The sequence below is a fragment of the uncultured Campylobacter sp. genome (assembly GCF_938017705.1).
Taxonomy (GTDB): domain Bacteria; phylum Campylobacterota; class Campylobacteria; order Campylobacterales; family Campylobacteraceae; genus Campylobacter_B.
The window spans coordinates 1-19,928 of the sequence record NZ_CALIIS010000022.1 but is presented as its reverse complement, the minus strand read 5'-3'; the positions used below and the strand labels follow the sequence as shown (position 1 = coordinate 19,928).

The 19,928-nt window shown below is 51.2% G+C and carries 17 protein-coding genes; 6 read left to right on the top strand and 11 right to left on the bottom strand.

All coding sequences use genetic code 11. The annotated features are described in order from the left end of the window. Nucleotides 1-248: 248 nt before the first annotated feature. The 6 genes from Q0605_RS01315 to Q0605_RS01290 form a co-directional block, all read right to left on the bottom strand. The gene (locus Q0605_RS01315) at nt 249-2,456 is read right to left on the bottom strand and encodes an endonuclease MutS2 (protein ID WP_298703551.1); all 2,208 of its coding nucleotides are present in this window, start codon (nt 2,454-2,456) and stop codon (nt 249-251) included. Further along, nucleotides 2,446-3,168 carry a hypothetical protein gene (locus Q0605_RS01310; protein WP_298703549.1) on the bottom strand — a complete coding sequence of 241 codons (723 nt, stop codon included), beginning with the start codon at nt 3,166-3,168 and terminating at the stop codon, nt 2,446-2,448. The genes Q0605_RS01315 and Q0605_RS01310 overlap by 11 nt, the downstream gene beginning before the upstream one ends. 61 nt (nt 3,169-3,229) lie before the next feature. Next, nucleotides 3,230-4,537, bottom strand: a complete 1,308-nt coding sequence (murC, locus tag Q0605_RS01305) for a UDP-N-acetylmuramate--L-alanine ligase (RefSeq protein WP_298703547.1) — start codon at nt 4,535-4,537, stop codon at nt 3,230-3,232. A 495-nt stretch (nt 4,538-5,032) separates the two neighbouring features. Further along, the gene (recR, locus tag Q0605_RS01300) at nt 5,033-5,602 is read right to left on the bottom strand and encodes a recombination mediator RecR (protein ID WP_177389255.1); all 570 of its coding nucleotides are present in this window, start codon (nt 5,600-5,602) and stop codon (nt 5,033-5,035) included. Beyond that, entirely contained in the window at nt 5,599-6,840 is a 1,242-nt protein-coding gene (locus tag Q0605_RS01295; protein WP_298703545.1) for an ArsS family sensor histidine kinase, read from the bottom strand. Before Q0605_RS01295 ends, recR begins: the two co-directional genes overlap by 4 nt. After that, nucleotides 6,837-7,508, bottom strand: coding sequence for a response regulator transcription factor (locus Q0605_RS01290; protein WP_005870149.1), 672 nt, complete (start codon nt 7,506-7,508; stop codon nt 6,837-6,839). Before Q0605_RS01290 ends, Q0605_RS01295 begins: the two co-directional genes overlap by 4 nt. A 129-nt stretch (nt 7,509-7,637) precedes the next feature. Here Q0605_RS01290 and dnaJ point away from each other — a divergent pair, with 129 nt between their 5' ends. After that, nucleotides 7,638-8,732, top strand: a complete 1,095-nt coding sequence (gene dnaJ, locus Q0605_RS01285; protein WP_298703543.1) for a molecular chaperone DnaJ — start codon at nt 7,638-7,640, stop codon at nt 8,730-8,732. A gap of 383 nt (nt 8,733-9,115) precedes the next feature. Continuing rightward, nucleotides 9,116-9,556, top strand: coding sequence for a hypothetical protein (locus Q0605_RS01280; protein ID WP_298703541.1), 441 nt, complete (start codon nt 9,116-9,118; stop codon nt 9,554-9,556). Between the two features lie 172 nt (nt 9,557-9,728). On the opposite strand, the gene Q0605_RS01275 is transcribed toward Q0605_RS01280, so the two are convergent. The 4 genes from Q0605_RS01275 to Q0605_RS01260 form a co-directional block, all read right to left on the bottom strand. Continuing rightward, entirely contained in the window at nt 9,729-11,087 is a 1,359-nt protein-coding gene (locus Q0605_RS01275; protein WP_298703539.1) for a M48 family metallopeptidase, read from the bottom strand. Continuing rightward, nucleotides 11,048-12,370: an MATE family efflux transporter gene (locus Q0605_RS01270; RefSeq protein ID WP_298703537.1), complete on the bottom strand. Its 1,323-nt coding sequence runs from the start codon at nt 12,368-12,370 to the stop codon at nt 11,048-11,050. The genes Q0605_RS01275 and Q0605_RS01270 overlap by 40 nt, the downstream gene beginning before the upstream one ends. A gap of 323 nt (nt 12,371-12,693) precedes the next feature. Beyond that, entirely contained in the window at nt 12,694-12,936 is a 243-nt protein-coding gene (locus Q0605_RS01265) for a GNAT family N-acetyltransferase (protein ID WP_298703536.1), read from the bottom strand. A gap of 34 nt (nt 12,937-12,970) precedes the next feature. Beyond that, a complete protein-coding gene (locus Q0605_RS01260) occupies nt 12,971-13,111 on the bottom strand; it encodes a hypothetical protein (RefSeq protein ID WP_298703534.1) in 141 nt (46 codons plus the stop codon). A 218-nt stretch (nt 13,112-13,329) separates the two neighbouring features. Here Q0605_RS01260 and Q0605_RS01255 point away from each other — a divergent pair, with 218 nt between their 5' ends. After that, the gene (locus tag Q0605_RS01255; RefSeq protein ID WP_298703532.1) at nt 13,330-14,316 is read left to right on the top strand and encodes an amidohydrolase family protein; all 987 of its coding nucleotides are present in this window, start codon (nt 13,330-13,332) and stop codon (nt 14,314-14,316) included. Nucleotides 14,317-15,251: 935 nt separating this feature from the next. Here Q0605_RS01255 and Q0605_RS01250 read toward each other — a convergent pair. After that, nucleotides 15,252-15,986: an alpha/beta hydrolase-fold protein gene (locus Q0605_RS01250; RefSeq protein WP_298703530.1), complete on the bottom strand. Its 735-nt coding sequence runs from the start codon at nt 15,984-15,986 to the stop codon at nt 15,252-15,254. Nucleotides 15,987-16,065: 79 nt separating this feature from the next. On the opposite strand from Q0605_RS01250, the gene Q0605_RS01245 reads away from it, so the two are divergent. The 3 genes from Q0605_RS01245 to Q0605_RS01235 form a co-directional block, all read left to right on the top strand. Continuing rightward, nucleotides 16,066-18,018, top strand: coding sequence for an ABC-F family ATP-binding cassette domain-containing protein (locus Q0605_RS01245; RefSeq protein WP_298703528.1), 1,953 nt, complete (start codon nt 16,066-16,068; stop codon nt 18,016-18,018). A 5-nt stretch (nt 18,019-18,023) separates the two neighbouring features. Further along, a complete protein-coding gene (locus Q0605_RS01240) occupies nt 18,024-19,232 on the top strand; it encodes a M48 family metallopeptidase (protein WP_298703526.1) in 1,209 nt (402 codons plus the stop codon). Next, nucleotides 19,219-19,928 (top strand): HemK/PrmC family methyltransferase (locus Q0605_RS01235; RefSeq protein WP_298703524.1); only part of this gene is annotated, 710 nt, incomplete at its 3' end. The genes Q0605_RS01240 and Q0605_RS01235, both read left to right, overlap by 14 nt.

Sequence of the window (19,928 nt, the reverse complement as noted above, 5' to 3'; positions counted from 1 at the left end):
GGGGGCTTGAATTGCGAGGTCGCTCCCCTTCCCGCCCCAAACCCCACCCATCCCCCTACGACGCTTTAAGCGGTGCGGACTACGTCCGCGCTGTATTTTCTATCGCGGCTATGCCGCATGAAATTTTAGTGAAAAGCCAAGCTATAAATCCCGTGGCGAAATTCTGCGTCTAAATCGTTCGCGCTCGCATCTGAAGCGAAAAGACCTTTGGACCTAAGTCTGAAGCGAAAAGCTCTTTTAGTCAAAGCCTAAAGCGAGACGACCTTTGAGCCGAAGCCCCCTTCTGCGGGCGTGCCGTCGCGAAAGCCCTTGACGCTGGGGTGCGATTTTAAAAACTCCTTGACCGCGAACGCGAGCTTGCCCGTGCCGATGCCGTGCTTGACGATGATCTCATCAAAGCCCATCACGAGGCTTTGGCTGATAAATTTATCAAGCCTGCTGATCGCTTCCTCGGCGCGCAAGCCGTGCAGATCGAGCACGAGCGACGCGGAGGCGGGCTTTTGCACCTTGATGCTGATATTTTTTACGGGCGCGGGCGCTGCACCGCTGCGCTTTAGCTCGCTAAGCGGTACGCGCAGCCTGATACCATCGCTTAGCATCAGCGCCTGAGTTTTGCTGAGCGATAAAATTTCGCCCTTGATCTTGCCGTATTTTACGCGATCGCCAACTTTAAAGCTTTGCGGCACGGGCGCACTGAGCTCCGGCTGCTGCACGGCTCGTGCGAGCTCGTTTGCGCGGTTTATGGCGCGCTGCTTTTCGCGCACGTCGCTTAGGCTCACGCTGCGTTTGGCCTCCGAAATCGCGCGGTAGTATTCGTTTTGTAGCCTTGAAAGTTCCGCCTTCAGCTCGCTTTGCGCGCGCTCGCGCTGATCTTTTAGCGCCTCGCTCAGCGCGTCTAATTTCTCCTCTTTTTGCTGCGTCTGGGCTAGTTTTTGTTTTAGCTCAAGCTCTAAATTTATCGCTTTTGAGATCGCTTCGTTCAGGTTCTCTTTGTTTTCGCCGTAGTTTTTGCGCGCCGCGGCGATCAAATTTTGCGCTATGCCGTAGCGCAGTGCGGTTTCAAAGGCGTAAGATTTGCCGATCGTGCCCTTTAAAAACTCATATTTCGGCGCGCTGTTTTTCTCGTCGTAAAGCGCCGCCAGCAGCTCTACGCGCGGATCCTTTGCAAGCAGCATCGCCAGGCGCTTGTGATGCGTGGTGATGATCATTTTCACATCGCCGCTTATCAGCTGCTCGATCATCGCGCCGTATAGGCTTGCAGCCTCCTCAAAATCGGTACCCAGCTCGATCTCATCGACGCCGATTAGAATTTCTTTGCGCCCGAACAGCTTGCTAAAGGCAACCATCCTGCCCGCGAAGGTCGAGATGTCGTTTTTGGAGTTTTGCGGATCCTCCATTATGAGCTCGAACTCCTTAAAGGTGCCGATGCGGCTGAGGCTTGCGCGAATAGGCATCGGAAGGAGGTATTTGGCTAGCAGCGCCGCGCTTAGAATGCTTTTTAAAAGCATCGATTTTCCGCCCGCATTCACGCCTGTGATGAGCAGAATTTTGCCGCTAAATTCCACGCTCACGCGCTTTGGATTTTTAAGCGCGGGGTGGGCGAAGCTATCTAGGACGATGTCGCGCGAGGGCCCCGGCAGGATGAACTCATAATCGCTCGCTCTTGCCATCGCGGCGCGCGCAATCAGCGCATCGATCGTATCGAAGGCAGCGTTTATAAATTTCAGAAAAGCTAAATTCTTATTAAAAACCGCGCTGATCTGCTTGCAGTGCTCGAAAACGATCTGCTCTTTTTTATCCAAAATCGCGCTTTGAGCGGATTTCAGAGCCGCGATCGCGTCTGGAAGCACGTAAAAATAGCCTCCGCTTGAGCGCGCTACGACGCTGCCTTTTAGCACGTGGTTGAAGCCGCCGCGCACCAGCAGAGCCTCGGTGTCGCTTATGTAGTGGATCTGCGTATCGGCGAGATAGGGCGAAAGAGCTTTGGAATAGATCAGTCTTTTTAACGTCTGCTCGATCTCGTCGCGCTTCATCTTAAACGCCTCGTTCAGCGCACCGAAGCGCTCGTCTATCGCATCGCGAAAGCCGCCTTGATCGTCGAAATAATCCTTTAGTTGCGCGATGGGCTGCGGAATCTCGATCTTGGCAAGCCAAGCGGCGAGTTTGCCCTCAAAAGGCTGTTTTTTGAGATACAAAAAATATCGAACGATCTTGCTAAACTCGTAAATTTCGCTGATATGTAGCACGCCGTGCTTTGAGATACGCATCAGCGCGTCGTCTAGATTCACGACGCTCTCGCACTGCGCGAGATCAAATTTCGTAAGCTCTGAAATTTTTTCAAAATTCAGCTTGCTATCGCCACTTAAAAACAGCGGCTTCTCGCGCGCCAAAAAGCTTTTAAATTTGGCTAGATACTCGCCCAGATCGAGGCGCGTAAAGAGTTCGTCACTGATCATAAACGCACTCTTTAATTTTATAAGTTTTGCCCTTAAACTCCGCGCCCGCGCTTTTTTTGGCGATGAAAGCGCCCAGCGAAAAGGAGTAGGTGAAGCTCTCTCGCGTCACGATCTGCGCGGAGGCCTGCTCTTTGTCTTCGGCGAAATTTTGCGTAGCTTTAGAATTTTGAGCGGAGCCTTGGGGATCGGAGATTTGCGTGTTGCCTCGTTGCGCTGAATTTTGTGAGGCAGAGCTTCGCATACCTTCTTGGCTCGCGGAATTTTGCGGCGCGAGGCTCTCGCTTTGGGGTGCGGAATTTTGCCCGCCCGAGACGGCGCCGTTTATTTGCGCAGCGGAAGTCTGCTCATTTGTTTGTGCAGCGGAGCTTTGCGTATCATTTGCTTGCGCGGCGGAAGCAGCTTTGCTTTGCGCGTTTAAATTTGCTTCGTCGGCTTTCGCGCCCAAATTTTTCGTATCCGCGCCGTGGGCTTCGGCGGCGGAATTTATCGCGCCGCCGCATCTTAATCTGGCACCCGCGTTAAATTTAAACACCATCTCCTCTTCAAGCTTGGCGGATCGCTCGCTTGCGCTTTCGTAAAAATACGCCCCTGCGCACAGCAGCACGATCAGCGCCGTGGCAATGATTTTAGCCCTTTTGCTTAAAATTTCGTCCCGCACGAAAAAGATCGCCGCGATAAATAAAAATGCAAAAACAAATACTAAAAATCTCAAATTTTATCCTTGCCCGCTCGTAGCGGAGTTTGGCTCGTAAATTCTGCGAGAGTTTTCAAGCCTAAAATTCTCCGCGCAGCTGATAGGTGATGTCGCCTGCGCCAAATCCGATCACCAGCCCGTCGTTTATGATGTGGCGGACGCCGAAAATATCGCTAAATTCTATCCGCTCGCCGTTTCTAAAGACCCGCTCGGTAAATAGCGCTCCGAGCCCCTTAAATTCCTCTTTTAGATCGATGCCGTTGCTAGGCTCGCCCGCAGCGTAAACGGGCAGTACAACTAGCTCCTCCACGCCCGCAAAACACTCCTTAAAAGCGTTTAAATTCGCCTTAAGTCTGCTGAAGCGGTGCGGCTGAAAGATCGCCGTGATCTTGCTAAGCCCTAGCAGGCTAGCGTATTCGCGCGCGCTTTGCAGCGTCGCTCTGATCTCGGTGGGATGGTGGCCGTAGTCGTCGATGAGCACGAAGCTTGGAGTGGCGCACAGGATGTCGAAGCGCTTTTTGATCCCTTTGTAATTTAGCAAATTTTTGCGGATCTGCTCTAGTCCCGTCTCGCACGCCGCGGCAAGGATCGCTAGCGACGCATCGATCGCGATGTGTCTTCCGAGCCCGTAAACCTCGAAGCGTCCGAGCTCTTTAAGATTAAAGCTCATAAACGGCTGATGATCGCGCAGCAGCACCTTTAGATCCGTTATATCGCGCGAAGGAAAGAGCTTGATACAGCCGAGCTTTATCGAGCTTAAAAAATCGTCCTCGGCGTTTATCACGCGCACCTTGGCTCGCTCCAAAAATCCGCGATACGCCGCGTGAAATTTATCCAAATCGTTGTCGTAATGATCCATATGCTCGGGCTCAGCGTTGGTCACGACCGCAACGTAAGGGTTGGAATTTAAAAAGCTAGAATCGCTCTCGTCGGCTTCGAAGATGATGTTTTCGCTGTTTTCGTATTTCATATTCGAGCCGAACTGCTTGGAGATCGCGCCGATGATAACTGAGCCGTTTATCAGCGCCGAGGTTATCGCGCTCGTGGTGCTTTTGCCGTGCGCGCCGGCGATTGCGAAGACGCGCTTGTCTTTTAACACGAATGGCAGGGCCTCCTTGCGCGAAAGGCAGACGATGCCCTTTTTACGCGCGGCTTGTAGCTCGACGTTGTCCTCTTTGATCGCGGCGGAGTAGATGACGATCTCCTGATCTTTTATCGCCGAAGCGTCGTGTGGCGTGATGATCTCCATGCCGTCCGCTCTTAGCTTGTAGGTCGTCTCGCTCTCTTTGATATCAGAGCCTGAAATGATAAAATTTTTCTCGTGTAAAAATCTCGCTAATGCGGAGATGCCTATGCCGCCGATGCCGATAAAATGAACCTTTTTCACCTTTGTCCTTAAATAAGATAATAGATAATTACGTTTAAATTTTTAAATCCCGCCTGCGCCGGCGAAATTTAAAAATTTAAGCCATTACTCGCGCCTTGAAATTCGCCTTTAAATTTTACGAGCTCGCCGCGTCGTGCGGCCTCGGCGGCTGCAAAATCCGCCTTTTAAAATTTAGCGATTTAAATTTGCCTTTAGAATTTCGCCTTTTAAAATTTGAGCGCTCGAAATTCCGCGCTCAAAACTTCGCTTTGAAACCGAGCGCTTAAAATTTTACGGCTCAAATCTGCCGTTAAGCCTCGCGGCTAGCGAGGTGCCGTTTGTCGCCGCGCTTGCTGCATCGTATCGCGCACCGAAGCCGCGTAAATTTCGGTAAATTTCATCGCGCCGACTTTTAAATTTAACGCCTCAAATTTCGCCGCTTGGGCTTCGCGGTAAAGCCTATTTGCCGTTTTGCGCTTTAAATTTAGCCGATAAATTTAAAATTTCATCGAAATTTTAAATTTCAGTGCGCCCGTTGATCGCCTTTATTAGCGAGAGCATATCGACGTTATCTAAGCTCACGCCCGTAGGCACGCCCTGAGCGAGCTTGGTAAATTTCAAACCCAGATCCGCGAGCTTATCCTCGACATAAAGCATGATCCCGTCGGAGTTGATGCCCGGCGTCAGCGCGAAAATCAGCTCGCTCGCGCCGTTTTGCTCCACCATGGCGCGCAGAGCCTCCACCGTCTCTTCGCCGGCGCTTTGCAGCACGAAGTAGCGGCCGTTGTAAATTTTATTGCTCTCTAAAATAAAGATATCTTTGGGGTTTTCGACGATGCAAATTTTATCGCTTTCGCGCTCCTCATCGGCGCAGTATTCGCAGATCTCGCCCTCGCATACCGCTCCGCAGATACGGCATCTATGCAGTCCACGCACCGCCTCTTCGATATTGTGCGCTAAATTTAGCCCCAAAAAGGAGTTTTGCACGCTTACGTAGTAGGCAAAGCGCAGAGCGGACTTTTTGCCTACGCCGGGAAGCTTTTCAAAGCTTGCGACGAGCTCTTCGAACCTGTCTCCGCCGCTCATATAGCGCCTTTCGGCGAAAAGACGATCGAGAAGTAGTGCGTACCGTCGCTGTAATTGTACTCAAAGCGGAATTTATGCAGCTCGCAAATTTTATCGATGATGTAAAGCCCGAGCCCCATGCCGGTGGCTTTTTCGTCTTTATTTCTGATAAAGGCCTGCTTGTAGTGCTCGAATGATTTTGCAAGCGCCGCGCCGCGGTTGGCGACGCTGATCTTATTTTCGTCGCAGATGATGGCGACCTTTTTATCGGCGGAATATTTCAGGGCGTTGTCGATCAAATTTTTGATCGCCAGCGCAAACAGCCCGAAATCCACGTTTATCACCGCGTCGCACTCGATGTTTTCGCTGATGAGCTCGTCCCAGTTATCGAGCATCGACATATCTCTTACCTGCTCTAAAATAAGGCTGAAATGGTAGTCTTGATAGTTTAGCGAGTAGCTTTTTGAGAGGAGTTGCTCGATTTTAGCAAACTCGTTGATTAAAATTTCAAGCCGCTCAAAAACGTTTACGAGTCGCACCTTTTGCGTCTCGTCCTCAAGCATCTCCGTAATGAGCCTGCCCTTGCCGATTGGGGTTTTGAGCTCGTGCATGATGGTACGCAAAAACAGCTGGCGCGATCGGATCAGCTCTTGAATTTTGGCGATCGCGTTGTTAAATTCCTGCGCGACCTGCCCGATCTCGTCCTCGCTGTGCGTGGCGGCTAAATTTACGTCCAAATTGCCCTGGGCGAATTTTTTGATATTTTTGCTTAGTTTTTTTAGCGGCGTGAAGCTCTTCATGATCGATAGATAAAGCGAAACCAAAACCGCGACGGTGAGGAAAAACCCGACCCAGAGCGGATCGTTTAAATTTTTCGTGCCGATGCTTTCAAAAACGACGATGAAGGAGTTGTTTTTGATATTTAAAAAGAGCGAGTTGTTATACTCGACCGAGCTAAATTCTCCGATCGAGGTGTCTTGAACGAAAAATTTCTTCCCGCTGGTGCCGATATTTTGGATAACGTTTTTGTCTTTGACGAGCTCGAGCCCGAAATTTGAAAAATACTGCTCGATATCGCTAGGCGGGGTGTTGCGTTTATAAAGCTCGAGTAGATAATTTACCGCGTTTATCTGGTTTGCCTGCATCGCCCCCAGGGCTTTGCTCATCTGGATGCGCCCGAAAGTGATAAAAAGCGTGCATACCAGAATAAGCGCGATTACGAAAAATACGGTGATCTTCGTGATTAAGGAGTGCTTCATCCGATGAGCTTGTAGCCGATACCGCGAACCGAAAAGATATGCTTAGGCGCTTTGGAACTGTCGCCGATCTTGGTGCGCAGGCGTCCGATGATGACGTCTAAGCTCTTTGAGTCCTTATCTTTTAGGCTCTTGCAATGGTATACGAGCTGCTCGCGAGATACCGAAAAGCTATGTTGCTTGATTAAGTATTCTAAAATTTCATACTCCGCAGGCGTCAGCACTAGAGATTCCTCGCCGAAGTAAATTTCATGGCGCTTATCGTCGATGCGAAATACGCTATCTGTGGCGGTTTCTTCCTTTTCGCTAGCTTTTTTATAGCGGCGGATGAGGCTCATGATGCGCGCGTGCATCTCTTTTGGATCATAAGGCTTAGGTAGATAATCGTCCGCACCGATCTGAAGACCCACGACGCGATCGCTCACGTCGCTTCTAGCCGAGCTGATGATGATCGGGATGTCGTATTTCTCGCGGATCTCTTTGCAGACTTCAAGTCCGTCCATTCCAGGAAGCGTAAGATCCAAAATCAGCAGATCGTAGTTTTTGATCCCTGCGCTAATGCCCAGATACGGGTCTTCGAAGTTTGTAACTTGGATGTTAAATTTAGCCAGATATTCGGTTAGAAGCTGTGCGAACTCGCTGTCGTCTTCTATCATCAATACATTTATCATTTTTTATCCTTTGCATCGTTGATTTGAAATTTTAAATATTGCATTATACATAAAAATAGTTAAGTCTTAACTTGCGTTTTATTAAATTTAGATAAAATTGCCCCTTTTGTATAGTTCAAGGAGAATTTCGTGGAAGAAGATTATTATGAAATTTTAGGCGTGGCGCGCGATGCCGACGCCGAGACGATAAAAAAGGCGTTTCGAAAGCTCGCTTTGGAATTCCACCCCGACCGCAACCAAGGCGACAAGGAATCGGAGGAGAAATTTAAAAAGATCAACGAAGCGTATCAAATTTTAAGCGACGATCAAAAGCGCAGGATGTATGATCGCTACGGCAAAGAGGGCATCAGCGGCGCATATGGCGGCGCGGGCGGCGGAGGATTTGATTTTAGCTCCATTTTCGGTGATTTTTTTGAGCAGGCATTCGGCGGCGGCAGCCGCTCGACTCGCCCTAGCGATCCATACGGCATAGATACCGAGCTAGCCGTAACGCTGGAGTTTAAAGAGGCTTTAGAAGGCGTTCACAAGGAGATAAAATACAAGATCAAAAAGCCGTGCCCTACCTGCGACGCCACCGGCTCGAAAGACAAAAAAAGACACACCTGCTCCGCTTGCGGCGGCACTGGGCGCGTCGCGGTCAGACGCGGATATATGAGCTTCATCCAAAGCTGCTCCGAATGCGGCGGTACGGGCGAGATCGTAAAAGACAGGTGCAAGGATTGCGGCGGCAAGGGCTTTACCGAAGAGGACGTAAGTCTTAAATTTGACATCCCCGCAGGCATCGACGACGGACAGCGCGTGCGTCTAAGCGGCAAGGGCAACGTCTCCAAAACCGGCGAGATCGGGGATCTGTACGTGATCGTGCGCGTTAAGGAGGATAGCCACTTCCTGCGCGACGGAGATGATCTGTATATCGAGGTGCCGGTGTTTTTCACGCAGGCGATCTTGGGCGAGAGCATCGAGGTGCCGACGCCGCGCGGAAAGGCAGAGCTGAAGCTCAAAGTAGGCACGAAGGACAAGCAGCGCTTCACGATCTACGGCGAGGGCGCGCCGAATATCCGCACCAAGAAAAACGGCGATCTGATCGTGCAGGTAAACGTCCAGACGCCCAAAAAATTGAATGAGAAGCAAGAGGCGCTTTTGCGCGAGCTTCAAGAAAGCTTCGGCAGCAAGGGCGGAGACGACGAGGGGATACTCGATAAGATCAAGAATTTTTTCAAGTAAACTGCCTTGATTTGCCTTGATCTGTTTTGAGCGGCGATTGTTTAAGCTCTAATTTAGCGGGCTGCGGAATTTTAAATTTAGCCGCTGTTCGTTTGGTCCTCCGCTGCTTGTTTGCTCGCTCGCTAGCCGTCGTTCATTTGATCGTAGCTTGTTTGATCTTCGCCCGCTGCCGTTCAGCAGGATGTCTATCGCTTGGCCGCCGTTTGCTAAACGCCGTCCGTTTGATCGCGGCAAATACTACGCAGCGATTTTATGCGATAATGCTTGCGAGTAGAATTTTATCCGCGTCTGCGGCGGTCTTTGAGCGCTACTGCGACGTTAAACGACGGCTCGGAGCAGCGCGCGCGCCGTAAAAGCAGTTTATAAATTTAAAAAGGACGAAAATGGATCGCAAAAACGGACCTGCGAATTTCAGATCCGCAGATGATGAGATGTTTGCGTTTTTATCGAGCTTGGGCGATCGCTGGCGGGTAAGCGAGGGCGGAGTGAAATTTGTAGAGGAAAATTTCGCCTTCGTCGGCTCCAAGCCCGTCTTGCGGGATTTAAAAGATTACGCGACCGCGGACTGCCTGAGCTTTGCTGATGCCAGAAGCTTCATAGATGCAAACCCCGCGGTAAAAGCGAGGATTTTTAGCGGCAAAATCCACTATCTGGGCGATAGTTTAACGAGCGCCGAGGTTAAATTTGCGCCCGAATATTTTTACGATTTTTTAAAATTTATAATGGAGCAGATCCCAGAACACCACTATTTTTTCAGCCCTACCGCGCGCTGGCTCCTGCTGGTTGCGATGGAGAAATACGTGGAATTTGCGGCTTTAGATTAGCGTTTGGGCCCGCGAAAATTTGCGAAATTCGCCGCCTGCACCGCGTAAGTTGGGGAAAGCTGCGGCCTGCTACGGCGTGGGGCGAAAGAGGAGTGAAAGATCGGTTGAAATTTACGACCATAAAGATCGTGCCGCAGCGGCGTGAAATTTAAACGAGCGCCCCGTTCGCGAACTAGCCCTTGCCTAGCTTGATACGTGCCCTAAAATCGGGCATGATCTGCGCGATGAGCGCGTAAAAATCCGCTCCGTGGTTTGCATGGATGAGGTGCGCGAGCTCGTGCAGCACGACGTATTCGACGAAGCGCGGATCCCGCTCTATCAGGCTTAGCGAGAAGTTGAGATAGCCCTTAGCGTGGTTGCAGCTGCCCCAGCGCGTCTGCATTTTGCGCACCCGCACCCGCGCGATCTTGCGGCCTATTCGCGGCGAAAATTTCTCGATATAGCGCAGGTAAAGCTCAAGCGCAAAAGCCTTTTTAAACGCCGCAAACTCGCCCTCGCTCTCGCAAAAGATCGTGCCCCCCGATACGAAAATTTTATCTTTAAATTTAGAGCTTTGGATAAAATTTTTGATCGTAAAATCGGGCTCGTTGCGCTCAGACATTTGCACGCTTTGTGCTACATTTTGCGGCGCATTTTCGCTCGCGGATTTTGAAATTTTTTCGCTCATGAACGGAATTTCTTCGCCCATGACAGAGCTAAAATTTGAAATTTCTCCGTTCGCAGCGGGTTTAAATTTTGAAATTTCATCCCCTGCGGCAGGGTCAAATTTTAAAATTCCGCCCCTTGCAGTGGAGTTAAATTTACCTGCGTCGTCGCTTTGTGGAGCGCACCCGTCCGAATGAAATTTTAAAATTTCACCGCAGGATTGCTCGCGGACATTTTGCGTCGCCGTATTTATAAACCCGCCGCTTTGTCGCATTGCGCTTTGCTGTGCGAGCCCTTGCGCCGCATCGTCCGGTAGGTTAAATTTCAAATTATCGCTCGCTGTGCCATTTTGCGAGGCGCACTCGCCCGAGTGAAATTTTAAAATTTCACTTCCCGCGCCGTCATTCATGCCGCCCGCACCGTTATTTGCGCTGCTGCTCGCATCGCCGCCGCTACCGCCTATGCCCGCGCCGCTTTGTAAATGAGCCGAATTTACGCCGCTCGCGTCACTATTCGCATCGCCATTCGCCCAGTTCACGCAGCCTTGCGTGCCGCTATCGCCTAAATTTTTATTCGCGTCGCAGTTCGCGCCGAGCTCAGCCTCGCGGCTAAATTTCAGCTTATAAATTTTGCCTAAAATTCTAACCTGATCGCTCGCTAGTAGCTTGCTTCGCAGTCGCGCCAGCGTTTGGCGGATCCAGCTTTCGTGCTTTAGGATGAAGTCTTTTGCTTGCGCCGCGGTGTAGGAGCGCGGCACGCTCACGCTGATCTCGCAGTCCTTACTAATGCGGATGCGCGCGTATTTCATCCGCTTAAAACGCAGACTGATCGGCAAGCCTAGCAAATTTAGACTAACTTTTTGCTCTGCCATTTTTTGCTTATCCATCGCGCCGTATTCGCGCTGCCGCGCAGCCACTCGTCACAGAAAAACCCGATCCAAACGCCCAAAATTCCATACTCCAGATGAATGCCCAAAAGCCAGCCCACGGGGATCGAGACGCCCCACATAAAGATCACGCCCATCGCAAATGGAAACCTCGCGTCGCCGCTTGCGCGTAGGGCGTTTACGAACACGATATTAAGCGTTCGTCCGAACTCAAGCCCCAGCGTGAGGTAAAAAAGCGGCCGCATAACCTGCTTGTGCGCCTCGCTTAGGCTCAATATCTCCATAATCTGCTCGCGCGCTAAAAACACGGTCGCGACGAAAAGCGCCGTCGCCCCGAGCCCGAAGCGCAGTGCGGTAAATGTGTGCCGATACGCCTCCTGCGGCTTGGCGGCACCTACGAGGCGGCCTACGATCACTTCGTTTGCCATACTGATCGCGCTTCCGCCGAAGAAGATGAATGATGAAATTTGAAAATAGATCGTCTGCACGGTAAGGCTCGCCTCGCCCATGCTCGCGACGAAGGCGAAGGCGACGAGGTACTGCACAATCCACAGCATGTTTTCGCCGGCGCTCGGAAGCCCTACGGATAGAATTTTACGCAGCGTGGCGAACTGGATCTTTAAAAACATCGTGAGGTAAAATTTTATCTTTAGCACCTTCGTGATGATGAGGAAGAATAAACATACGCCGATCATACGCCCTGCGATCGTGCTCACGCCGATGCCTTCAAGCCCGTAATACGGCAGTCCGAACGGCCTAAAGAGCACGACGTAGTTGCCAGCGAGCGTCACTAAATTCATCACCACCGAGACCGCGATGATGAAATTTGCGTATCCGTAAACGCGCACGATAGCGCTAAGCACGATCGCGACGGCGTCTATCGCAAAGACGATGCTGATGACCTTAAGATAGATCGCGCTTTCGCTCAAAAGCTCGGCGGGCACCTGCAGCGCGCGGAGTAAAAACGGCGCGCAGCTAAAGACGAAAACGCCGCTACAAAGCCCCACGAGCGCGTTGAATGCGATGCTCGTGTGGATCGCGCGCATCGCCAGGACTTTGTTTTTTGCCCCCAGCGCCTGCGCTACGAGTACTGAGCAGCCCACGGCGAGAAAGCCGAAAACGGTGACGAAGAGCAGAAATATCTCGTTGCCCGCGCCCAGCGCGCCAACGAGCGAGACGTCCACGCGCGAGATCATGTAGGTGTTGATAAACGTGGTTACTAGGCGCAAAAACATATCGACGTAGATTGCGAGCGAGAGCCTTAGTAGCGAGATTTCTTTCATATTTTGCCTTTATTTGGGGGAAATTGTAGCCGAAAATTCTTTTAGGTTTGCTTTTGCGCAGGGGGGGCGAGTGGAGTTGTTTTTGTATGCCGCGCGGCATGCATAAAATTAGAATTTACGGCGCCTGGTGCGAATATACGGTGATTTAGTGCGGAGGAGCAAGAGTATACGTAGCCGCATATCTCGCGCAGCGATCTGTGGTAAAGGAGTAAAAAGCGGCACAGAATTCCACGCGATTTAAAATTTAAAAGTCGCGTGGAATTTTATTAAATTTACGCCGGTTGGAGCAAATTTCGCTTTCCGCTAGATCGAATTTCGCTTCCTCATATGAACCGTGAAGTGCTCCGACGCGTCTTTAAAGCCGCACTTTTGTAGAAATTCTCCGGCGCCCTCAGCCTTGTGCAGAGGGTCACGACAAAGGTGGTGGTGCGCGCAAAGCGTTTATTAAAGGCATTCACGAGCGCCGTGCCGATACCGCGCCTTTGATAATCCTTATGAACTATCACGCAGTAAAGATAGCTCGTAGCGAAGTTGTCGCGGTCGCAAAACGCCTCCAGCACCCCCACGGTCTTGCCCTACGTTTTGGCGATCGCCACGTAATCATAGGTGCGCACACCTTGTATGTCTCGTGCGGCGGCACGGAGGCTGCATTTTGCTCCGTATCCCAGCGACCCCGATCATTATCTCATCCAGATCGCTAGGCTTAAAATCGGCGGAATTTTCTAAAATTTCAAACTCCATATTCGCTCCTTAATTGAAATAGCTTTTCAAATCGCAAGTATATCGTCGCAGCTTTAAAACGGCATTAAATATCAATTAGCGGCTCTTTCAGAGAGGTTTAAATTTTAAAATTTAAAGGCACGGCAGGGCGCGGAGCTTAAATTTAAACTCGAATTTAAAATTCTAACCATTTACCGCAATTTGATATAAACTCGGCAAAATTTTCCCAAGGATCCCCGATGCAAACGCTTGATTTTCACGTCCATCTGCTAAGCAAGGAGGTGCGCTTCGACCGCCCTTACGACAGGCTCGCGCTGCGCCTTTTCGGCAGGCGCTTCGGCATAGACGTATCGCGCGCGATCAAAGAGCCATACGAGGCCTATGTGGACGCTCTGCTCGGCGAGCTTAGAGCTTCGAAATACGTTAAAAAGGCTGTGCTTTTCGGCGTAGATGCTAAATTTAGCGACGCGGGCGAGCTAATCCATCGCGATAAGACCGTCTGCGCGGACAACGACAGCGTGTTTGAAATTTATCAAAAAAACCCTGATCTCATCGTGCCGTTTTTTAGCATCAATCCGAAGCGAGCGGACGCGCTCGATGAGATCGATCGCTGCTTCGAGCTCGGATTTAAGGGGGCGAAATTTTTACAAAATTATTGGGATCTGGATACGAGGCTGCCTCGCTACGTGCCGTATTTTGAGAAGCTCGCCAAGCTCGGCCTGCCGCTGGTGATCCACATCGGCAACGAAAGCTCGGTGCCGAGCTCGCGCCGCTGCGAAGCGCTGGAGATGATCTACGCGCCGCTTGAGCTGGGCGTTACGACGGTGTGCGCGCACATGGCGATTAACTATGAGTATTCGCATATTTTTCGTGCGCTCTCGCGCCGCCCGCGAAATTTCGGACACGATTATTTCGCGCTTCTGGCGCTTTTACGCACGCACAAGAACCTCTACGCCGACGTTTCCGCGCTTATGACGCCGGTGCGCGCCAAGGCTCTGCCGCATCTGGCGAGCCAAACGGACGTGCACTCGCGCCTGCTTTACGCTTCGGACTTTCCGGTGCCGTATTCTGCGATATACAACACCTATGATCTGCGCCTGTCGCAGCGTATCGCGCTGCATAAAGAGCCCAACCCTTTCGATCGCAACGCGCGCGGACTGCTCGCGTATTTCGGCGAGCAGAGCGATCTGTGGAGCAATTACAAAAAAATTCTGCCCTTTGCATAGATGGTAAAATTTAGGGCGTGCGGTTAGAATTCGGTGCATTTGCAGCTTTTCGCAGTTGGTTCCGAGCAAATGTAGCAAATGACATAGTGAGCGCGAGTAATGGAGTGGTCGGCGCTGTCTGTGTAGCGAGAGAAAAGGCGAAACGTGCGTCGGGCAAAGCGCTCAGTAGAGAGCTGATAATGAAGCATGCGCCGCGGAATTTCGCAGGACGAATTCCGCAAACGGTAATTCGCAAAATTCTGCAAATTCCGCCGCCGCAAATTCGGCAGGTACCGGCTTGGTACGCCTGTCCGACGCTAAATTTTAAAATTTAAACCTAGCGGCGCGTATCGTAGCACCAAAGCGCTCTTTGGCGCAGTGTAAATTTTGAAATTTCAGCGGTAAATTTAGCTCGTAGGTGCACTAAATGAAACGACGAGATCATACACTGCGACGCGCTGCTGTTTAAATTTAGCTTGCAGGCGCGCTAATCCTAGCTGCGACATAATTTGTTTTAAATTTTATGATGACGGCTCGCTCTAAGTTTTAAACCGCTAGCACAACCTACAAAAATTTAGCGACATCCCGCCTGAAATCTGCATTGCACCACGCCGCCTATGCCGCATCGGCGCCGCGTCGCATGATTTACGCTAAAACGATATCACACTTATCCAAAAGTAGCTAAAGCACCGACGACGCGCTGTGCCATTTGCGCCGAATTGCGTAACGAAATTTTTGCGGCATTGCTTGCGCTATAAAATTTTAATGCGGGTTTGTTTTAAATTTCATCGCATCGCGCAAAAAACCGTTGCGCAAGAAATTCTAGCGGCGGCTAGCTTTAAATTTACGCTTCGTGCCGCCTTTTGGCTCGTTTGTTTCAATCTCTCGCCGCTCCTGTTTTGTCGCGACTGCCGTTTAATTGCCCGCCCCGCTAAATTTTAAAATTTGCTCGAATTTTAGGAGTTTACCAGCTTTAAAAGCGCCTTTGAAATTCTTGCGATCTCATCTTGCATATGCCCGCCCGGATTTTGCTCAAACTCCGCTTTTGCGCCCGCGCCGCGGCATTTTGCGATGAAATTTCGCGCCGTATCGCCGCAGAGTGCTCCGCGCGGATTTTTCGGGTTCATCTCGGCCTCGCCCAAGGACGCGTAGACGTGCGCCAGCCCCATTTGCAGCGAGTGCGCGGCGACGAAGGCATCAAAGCCGCTGAACCAAAACGACGCCGAGACGCAGGCGATCTTTTGAAATTTATCGCTCGCAAACGCCGCATACGCGCTAAAAAGCCCTGCCAGCGAGTGTCCCGCGCATGCTCGCCACGCAGGCTTTCTCGCACCGAATACGTGCCGCTCGATACGCGGGATCAGCTCGTCCGTAAATTTTTTCAAATGCGCCGCGCCGCCGCCTGAGAAATCGTGCACCCCTTTAAACGGCGATTTTGCCGCCCACGGGCTAAGCTTATCGCCCCACTGCGCCTCGCTTAGATAGATCGCTGCGAGCACGAAATCCGCGCCGCTTCGTCGCGAAACGAGTTCGTAAATTTCGCCCACACTGGCCGCGCTAAACTCCAAGGCGTGTAGGTAGATGATCGGCGCGGACGCGGCTTCTTTTGCAAAGGAGGGCGCAGCCGCAAAAGACGGTGCGTGCGGGGCGAAAATTTCTACGCGCAGGTCGTTAAATTCCAAACTTTGCATCGCTGAACCTTTAAAAGTTATTAAAATTTAATAGAATTTTGTGTAAAATCACCGAATTTAACACTAGAGGAACTTAAAATTGGCTTTGATCGAGCTTATCGATGTTACGAAAAAATTCGGCTCCCACGTCGTTTTAGACGGCGTAAATTTCGCACTGGACGCTAACGAGCGCGTCGCCGTGATCGGCAAAAACGGCGGCGGCAAGTCCACGCTGATGAAGATCGTCGCGGGTCTGTGCGAGATCGACGAGGGACGCGTGATCACTCAAAACGGGCTAAACATCCAGATGCTCGCTCAAACGCCTAAATTTGACGAAAATCTCTCAGTCAAAGACGCACTGAGGCGGGAGCTAGCTGAAATTTACGCCGCCCTTAGCGAATACGACGCGATCTCGAGCAAGATCGCCGCACAGCCCGAAAACAAGGAGCTTTTGGCGCGCCAAGACGAGCTGATTAAATTTATCGAGGCCAAGGACGGCTGGCAGATCGATAATAAGATCGAGCAGGTGCTGCAAAATTTCGGACTTAAAATTTACGAAAACCGCTCCGTCTGCACGCTTAGCGGCGGCGAAATTCGTCGCGTGGCGCTGGGCGCGCTGGTGCTTAAAAAGCCCGACGTGCTGCTGCTGGACGAGCCCACGAACCACCTCGACGTCTATATGGTGAAATTTCTAGAGGACATGCTGCTTAGCTCGAAGCAGACGATCGTTTTTATCAGCCACGATCGCTACTTCATCGACCGCTTGGCGACGCGCAGTATCGAGCTCGAAGAGGGTAAAATTTCAAATTTCGACGGCGGATATGAGAACTATCTGAGGTGCAAGCAGGAGATTCTTGCTTCGCTCGAGAAGTCCCACGAGACGCTGCTTAAACAGCTGCGCGCCGAGGAGGAGTGGCTGCACCGCGGCGTAAAAGCTCGCCTAAAGCGCAACGAAGGGCGCAAGGCGCGCATCATGCAGATGAGGCAGGATGCGAAGAAAAACCCGGGCGCGATCCGTCGCGTGCGGCTCGAGCTGGAGCGCGCGAGCAGGAGCTTTAACGGCACGGGCGGCGACAATCGCAAAAAAATGCTCTTTGAATGCACGAATATCGGTAAAATTTTAAACGGCAAGGTGCTTTTTAAGGGCTTTTCGGCGCGGGTTTTGCAGGGCGAGCGCATCGGCATCGTAGGCGCTAACGGCGCGGGCAAAAGCACTCTGCTTAAAATTTTACTCGGCCGCAGCAAGATCGATGCGGGCGAGATCAAACGCGGCGAGATCAGGATCGGCTACTTTGATCAGACCCGCAGCGGTATCACGGACGATAAAAGCATAATCGAAATTTTCTGTCCCAACGGCGGCGACCACATCAACGTCCGCGGCAGCTACATGCACGTCTATGGGTATTTGAAAAATTTCTTGTTTCCGAAGGAGTTTTTAGATAAGCCCGTGGGCGTGCTTAGCGGCGGCGAAAAGAACCGCCTGGCGCTTGCCAAGCTCTTTACCGAGCAGTACGATTGCCTGATCTTGGACGAGCCGACGAATGATCTTGACATCGCGACGATCAATATTTTGGAGGATTATCTGCTAAGCTTCGAAGGCGCGGTAATCATCGTAAGCCACGATCGCTATTTCATCGATAAGATCACGAATAAGCTTTGGGTTTTTGAAAAAAACGGCGTCATCGATCAAATTCAAATGCCCTATTCGCAGTATCTGGAGTTTGAGGACGAGATGGCGGAGATTGATCAGATCGAGGCCGACGCGGGCGCGAGCACGAGCGCGGAGGAAGGCGGCCGCGAAAATAAAAAGGAAAAAACGAGCGCCGCGAAGCTTAGCTACAAGCAGAATAAAATTTTAGAGGAGTATCCCGCTAAGATCGAGGCTATCGAGGCGCGCATAAAGGAGCTAAATCACGCGCTTTCGACGCCTGAAATTTATCAAAAGCTCGGGATGCAGGGGCTTTTTGAAGAACTTGAAGAAAAAAGAGGAACGTTAAACAGTATGGAAAATGAATATTACGAAGTGCTTTCGCTCGCCGAGAGCCTAAAGTAGGCGCGATGGTTTGGTTTTTGATCTTTTTATACGCGCTTTACACGATTTATAAAATTTCGCTCGATCTGCTCGAGCTAAGCTTCATCCGCGCCAAGCTAAAAGAGCCTGCGGTGGTGCTTAGCGAGGAGGATTATCGCAAAGCAGGCGAGGTTGGTGCGGTAAATTTAAAATTTAATATATTTTCGCACTGCTTTTCGTTTGCGGTAGCGCTTATTTGGATACTTGCGGGCGCTGGCGCGTTACAGCGCGCGATATATGATATAGCGGGTGATGGGATTTTGGCGGGGAGCTGCTTTGTAACGGCGTTTTTAATCATCGGCGGCGCGATATCGCTTCCGCTTGAAATTTATAAAACCTTCGTCAAAGATCGCCGCCTAGGCTTTTCCACGATAACGCCCGCTGTTTTCGTAAAAGATACGCTAAAATCGCTCGCGCTCACGCTGGTTTTCGGCTTTGCGGTAGCCTCTGCGCTCGTTTTTTGCGTAAATAGCCTGGGTGCGCACTGGTGGGTCTGGGGCTTTTTGCTAAGCTTCGGTATAGTTTTACTGATAAATCTGATCTATCCGACCGTTATCGCGCCTCTATTTAATAAGATGCAGCCACTAGAGCAAGGCGAGCTAAAAGAGCGCATAGAGGGGCTTTTGCAGCGCTGCGGCTTTAAAAGTAGCGGCGTTTTTACGATCGACGCGAGCAAACGCGACAAGCGCCTAAACGCCTATTTCGGCGGCTTCGGTGCGACGAAAAAGGTCGTGCTTTTCGACACGCTCATAGAGAAGCTGAGCGAGGATGAAATTTTAGCCGTTTTAGGGCACGAGCTCGGGCATTTCAAACACGGTGACATTTTGAAAGGCTTAGCGCTTAGCTTCGTACTTTTGGGCGCGACGTTTGCAGTATTCGGAAACCTTCCTGGGGGCGTGTTCGGCACGCTGGGACTTAACGCGGACGGCGGCGCGACGCTGGTTTTTATGATTTTGTTTGCGCCGATCTTGCATGCGTTTTTTGAGCCTGTAATCTCCAAGCTTAGCCGCATGCACGAATTTAGCGCGGACCGACATGGCGCGAGCATGCAGGATAAAGAGAGCATGATCGGCGCGCTAAAGAAGCTGGGCAGCGAAAATAAGGCGTTTCCGCTCGCTCATAAAATTTACGCCGCGGTGTATCATTCACACCCGAGCCTGTATGAGCGCATAAGAGAGCTTGATGAGGATCGCTGAGGCGCTAAGATGGGCCTTGCAGCAGTGCGGCTCAAAATACGTCGCGCGCGAAATTTTAAAACTTTGCGAGCGACTTAGCGATGAGCAGCTCGTGCTAAGATGCTCGGAAGAGCTAGCGCATGAAGTGGAATTTCGCGCCAAGATCGTTGAATTTAAAGACGGTCGCCCGCTTGAATACATCACGCAAAGTTGCGAGTTTATGGGCTTTAAATTTTACGTCGACGAGCGGGTGCTGATACCGCGCTGCGAGACCGAAATTTTAGTAAAAAAGGCGCTTACTTTGGCGCAGAGCTTGGGCGAGCCACGCATTTGCGAGATCGGCACGGGCAGTGGTATAATCGCTATCTGCTTAAAAAAGCTACTTCCCGCTTGCCGCATCACGGCTAGCGACATCAGCGCGGATGCGCTTGAGGTAGCGCGCGCAAACGCCGCAAGCTTAGGCGCGGACGTCGAGTTCGTGCACTGCGCCTACGCGGATGAGATCGCGGGCGAGTTTGATCTCATCGTCTCAAATCCCCCATACATCGCAAACTCCTACGAATTAGACGCGCGCGTGCTGCAAGAGCCGAAACAGGCGCTGTTCGGCGGCGAGCGGGGGGATGAAATTTTAAAATGCATCGTGTTGATCGCCGCACGGCGCGCAAAATTTCTAGCCTGCGAGATGGGCTATGATCAAAAGCAGAGCTTGTCGGAGTT

Excerpts from the sequence above, each read along its gene's own strand:
- Q0605_RS01290 (WP_005870149.1), bottom strand. The coding sequence starts at position 7,508 with ATGATAAATGTATTGATGATAGAAGACGACAGCGAGTTCGCACAGCTT.
- Q0605_RS01240 (WP_298703526.1), top strand. The coding sequence starts at position 18,024 with ATGGTTTGGTTTTTGATCTTTTTATACGCGCTTTACACGATTTATAAA.
- Q0605_RS01280 (WP_298703541.1), top strand. The coding sequence starts at position 9,116 with ATGGATCGCAAAAACGGACCTGCGAATTTCAGATCCGCAGATGATGAG.
- recR (WP_177389255.1), bottom strand. The coding sequence starts at position 5,602 with ATGAGCGGCGGAGACAGGTTCGAAGAGCTCGTCGCAAGCTTTGAAAAG.
- Q0605_RS01295 (WP_298703545.1), bottom strand. The coding sequence starts at position 6,840 with ATGAAGCACTCCTTAATCACGAAGATCACCGTATTTTTCGTAATCGCG.
- Q0605_RS01275 (WP_298703539.1), bottom strand. The coding sequence starts at position 11,087 with ATGGATAAGCAAAAAATGGCAGAGCAAAAAGTTAGTCTAAATTTGCTA.
- Q0605_RS01260 (WP_298703534.1), bottom strand. The coding sequence starts at position 13,111 with ATGGAGTTTGAAATTTTAGAAAATTCCGCCGATTTTAAGCCTAGCGAT.
- Q0605_RS01270 (WP_298703537.1), bottom strand. The coding sequence starts at position 12,370 with ATGAAAGAAATCTCGCTACTAAGGCTCTCGCTCGCAATCTACGTCGAT.
- Q0605_RS01255 (WP_298703532.1), top strand. The coding sequence starts at position 13,330 with ATGCAAACGCTTGATTTTCACGTCCATCTGCTAAGCAAGGAGGTGCGC.
- Q0605_RS01315 (WP_298703551.1), bottom strand. The coding sequence starts at position 2,456 with ATGATCAGTGACGAACTCTTTACGCGCCTCGATCTGGGCGAGTATCTA.
- Q0605_RS01250 (WP_298703530.1), bottom strand. The coding sequence starts at position 15,986 with ATGCAAAGTTTGGAATTTAACGACCTGCGCGTAGAAATTTTCGCCCCG.